General features: G+C 70.8%; 4 protein-coding genes and 1 tRNA gene. All 5 read left to right on the top strand.

Annotation, left to right across the window (positions count from 1 at the left end; translation table 11 throughout):
• The coding region (locus tag VFZ70_04180; protein ID HEX6254988.1) for a tyrosine-type recombinase/integrase at positions 1 to 877 on the top strand (877 nt) is incomplete at its 5' end.
• Positions 863 to 926 (top strand) — tRNA-Arg (locus VFZ70_04175). The genes VFZ70_04180 and VFZ70_04175, both read left to right, overlap by 15 nt.
• Before the next feature lie 1,059 nt (positions 927 to 1,985).
• On the top strand, positions 1,986 to 2,414 hold the full coding sequence (locus tag VFZ70_04170; protein HEX6254987.1) for a hypothetical protein: 429 nt from the start codon (positions 1,986 to 1,988) through the stop codon (positions 2,412 to 2,414).
• Positions 2,411 to 2,710 carry a hypothetical protein gene (locus VFZ70_04165; GenBank protein ID HEX6254986.1) on the top strand — a complete coding sequence of 100 codons (300 nt, stop codon included), beginning with the start codon at positions 2,411 to 2,413 and terminating at the stop codon, positions 2,708 to 2,710. The genes VFZ70_04170 and VFZ70_04165 overlap by 4 nt, the downstream gene beginning before the upstream one ends.
• A partial coding sequence (locus VFZ70_04160; protein HEX6254985.1) for a recombinase family protein occupies positions 2,710 to 3,633 on the top strand: 924 nt, incomplete at its 3' end. The genes VFZ70_04165 and VFZ70_04160, both read left to right, overlap by 1 nt.

Below are 3,633 nucleotides of genomic sequence, written 5' to 3'. Positions count from 1 at the left end.
CCGGACGCCGCTGGTGCGAATCACCCGCAGCGACGCGCAGCGGATGGTCGCCGACGACATCGAACACGGCTACTCAGCGTCTGAGGTCCGCCGGCACGTCATCGTCCTGCGGCAGATCCTCGAGGCCGCGGTGAAGGACGGTCGGCTCGGCCGCAACGTCGCCGCCGACGTCGAACTTCCCCGCGAGCAGGCGCGCACGATGCGGTTCCTGACGCCCGAGCAGCTTGGCGCACTGGCGACCGCGCACGGTGACCACTACGCCCCGCTGGTGCTGACTGCCGGGTGGGTCGGCCTGCGTTGGGGTGAGGTCGCCGGCCTGCGTCTCGAGCGGGTCGACCTGCTGCGCCACAAGCTCCGCATCGACCAACAGCTCGTCGAGGACGCCGGGAACCTGACGTTCGGGCCGCCGAAGACGAGGGCTGGCGACCGGACCGTGACGATGCCGTCCGGGCTCACGGATGTCCTGGCGGCCCACTTCGCCTCGAAGGCGTGCCAGCGGTCGGGCATGGCGTTCCCGACCGTCACGGGCCAGCTCATGCGCCGCAGCAACTTCCGGCGGCTGTGGCGGCGGAAGGTCGGCGGCAGCGCCAAGCGCGTCGGCGTGTTCGCTGGCACCGACCTCGAAGGCCTGGTGTTTCACGAGCTGCGGCATACCGCCGCGGCGCTCGCGATCGCCCATGGAGCCCATCCGCAGACCATCAAGGAACGGCTCGGACACTCGTCGATCACGGTGACGATGGATACCTACGGGCATTTGTTCCCGAGCGCCGACGAGGCGCTCGCCGATGCCCTCGATGCGGCGTTCCGAGACGCGCACCCGGCCTTCACCCGGCCTGGCCTGGCGGAAGTGGCGCGAATGCGCAGGTCAGAGGCCTGAGAGCTCCGACCTCCTAAGTCGGGAGTCGCAGGTTCGATTCCTGCCGGGGGCACCCCCTGTCGGACCGGCATCTACTTGGCCCGGTACTGGCTTGGCCGTCCGCGCGCGACCTCCGAACGGGTCTCACCCCCGAGCTTCACCGCGCAATGAAGGGCCCGAACGCCTGAACACCGGACCTCGGGCCGGCCCACACAACGGACGTGTGGACAATGGGTAACACTACCCAGGAAGCAACGTCGACCGACGAGCAGATCGCTCCCGGTGGCTGACACCGCAGGCCGGCGTCGCTTGAGCCGGAGAATGCACGAGGACGTGTCTTGTGTCCGTCGGTGATCGCCGACCAGCCGTCCCGCTTGCCCGTACCGGGACGCGTCCAGCACCGCGTGCCGTTGCGGGCGGTGTGGTGCAGCCGCCATCCGTGGGGGGCAGCAGTTGCGCCCAGGCGGTGCGTTGCACCCAGTCGGTCACGTTCGCGTCATCGCCGCCGTAAGGCGGCGCGCGTCCTTGTGAACGTCGAGCCACAGGCGGAGCACGGCACGATCAACCTTGGTGGTTGGCCACCGGCCGGTTCCACAGGTAACTCCAGACGTTCTGCACGTCGCTGTTCATGGTCAACGAGGTCGGGTGTCTCCCGCTGTGGAGGCCGGAGGCCAACATGGTGTTCCTCCCGTGTCGCGGCGCTACGAGCACGGGTCGAGATCTGGGCGTCGAACAAGCCTCTCGGAGATGGCGCAGGTCTCGGCACGACGCTCTGGCCACCGCGATGCTCGACCGGCTGCTCATCACGCCGAGATCATCACCACGAGCGGAACGCAAAGCTGATCTTGTCGGCTGTCTTGGAGCGCGACGCGGCCGGTAGCGGGCTGTATCTGACGCCCAAGCACCGCCGTCGCGCCAGAAGCACGCGGGGAGGCGGTCGCGAGAATGTCTAGTGATATAGACCGCAGTGTCGAGCGATGTGGACCGCTATCAGCTGGCCTCTGCGGTGTTTGCCAACGTCGTTGCGCAGTCGTAGCGACTCGTCCACGACAGCATGCGGTTGTGCGGCGTCAAATGCTGGACAACGTTGGTGTGGTCGGTCATGCTGCCGGCCGAGGAGGTGAGGCCGGTGAACCAGCGGTCGCGGCGACACGCGTTGCAGCAGGCGGGGTTGGTGCACCCGCGGGAGGCGGCGGTGACCGCGGCGCTGTTCGACGGGTCGCGGGCGTTCTTCCTCGCGGCCGACAAGGTGCAGGTCAAATACGAGATGCTGCGCGCGCACGAGGTCGACGGGATGACCGTCGCCGCGGCGTCGTCGTCGCACGGCTACTCGCGGGCGGCGTTCTATCTCGTGCGCGACGCGTTCGACGAGCGCGGGATGACCGGGCTGGTAGACGAGCGTCGCGGCCGCAAGGGGCCGGTCAAGCTGACACCGGACATCCTGGCGTGGCTGGCCGACGCCGACCCGGCACGGTCCGGCGCGGAGCTGGCCGACGAGATCGCGTCCCGGTTCGGGGTGCGGCTGCACCGCCGCACGATCGAGCGGGCGCGGCGGTGACCACCCTGTGGACGGCCCGTGAGGCCGCGCAGGCCGACTACGAGCAGCTGCGCGCGGCGACGCTGGACGGGGTGCCGCTGGCCGGTGTGGCCGCTGGACGGTTCGCCCGCCGCGGGCTGGCGGGGCTGATCGCCTGGCCCGCCGCCGAGCCGGTGTTCGCCGCCGAGCTGGTCGGCGCGGCCCGCCCGCCGTGGACGCCGCACGCCGACCCGCGGGTGGCGGCGTTGGCCGGCGCGTACGAGCTGTTGTTGACCGTCGCCGACACCGACCACGTCGAGTCCAGGAGGGCGCGGTGATGCGGGTCGCGATCTACGCGCGTGTGTCGACCGAGGCGCAGGAGGCGCGCGGCACGATCGGGTCGCAGCTGGAGGTGCTGCGCGCCCGCGCCGCCGACGCCGGCGACGAGGTGGTCGCCGAGTTCTGCGACGACGGTCACTCGGGCGCCAGGCTGGACCGCCCCGGCCTGGACGGGCTGCGCGACGCCGCCGAGGCCGGGCTGATCGAGGGCGTGTGGTGCCTGTCACCGGACCGCCTCGCCCGCGTGTACGCCTACCAGGTGATCGTGCTCGACGAACTGTCCCGCTACGACGTCGCCGTGCGGTTCGCCGACGCGCCGCCGCTCGACGATGACCCGCAGGCCACGCTGCTGACCCAGGTGCAGGGCGTGATCGCCGAGTACGAGCGCGCCAAGATCGCCGAACGCTACCGGCGCGGCAAGCTGTACCGCTCCCGGCTCGGGGAAGTCATCTCCTGGCGCACCCCCTACGGCTACCGGCGGGTGGCCCGCGACGCCGCCGGCCCGGCGCGCCTGGAGGTCTACGAACCCGAAGCCACCGTCGTGCGGCGCATCTTCGACGACTATGTCACCGACGGGTACTCGACCCGCCAGATCGTGCGCGGTCTGGCCGCCGACGGCATCGTCTCGCCGACGGGCAAGCCGATGTGGTCCACCTCCACCATCGGTCGGCTGCTGCGCAACGAGGCCTACGTCGGTCGCGTCTACTACAACCGCACCGAGGCCGTGGCCGCCCCCGCCGGCGCCACCCGACCCACCGTGCAACGGCGCCGCCCGCGCGACGACTGGATCGCCATCGCCGTGCCCGCCATCGTGTCCGACGACACCTTCCACGCCGCCGGACGGGTCAGCCGCGACAACAGCAAGTGGAGCCCCCGCAACACCGAACCCGGCCAGTGGCTGCTACGCGGCCTGGTGATCTGC

The sequence above is a fragment of the Euzebyales bacterium genome, from assembly GCA_036374135.1.
Taxonomy (GTDB): domain Bacteria; phylum Actinomycetota; class Nitriliruptoria; order Euzebyales; family JAHELV01; genus JAHELV01.
The sequence above is the reverse complement of the archived record's forward strand: the minus strand, read 5'-3'. Positions and strand labels throughout refer to the sequence as shown.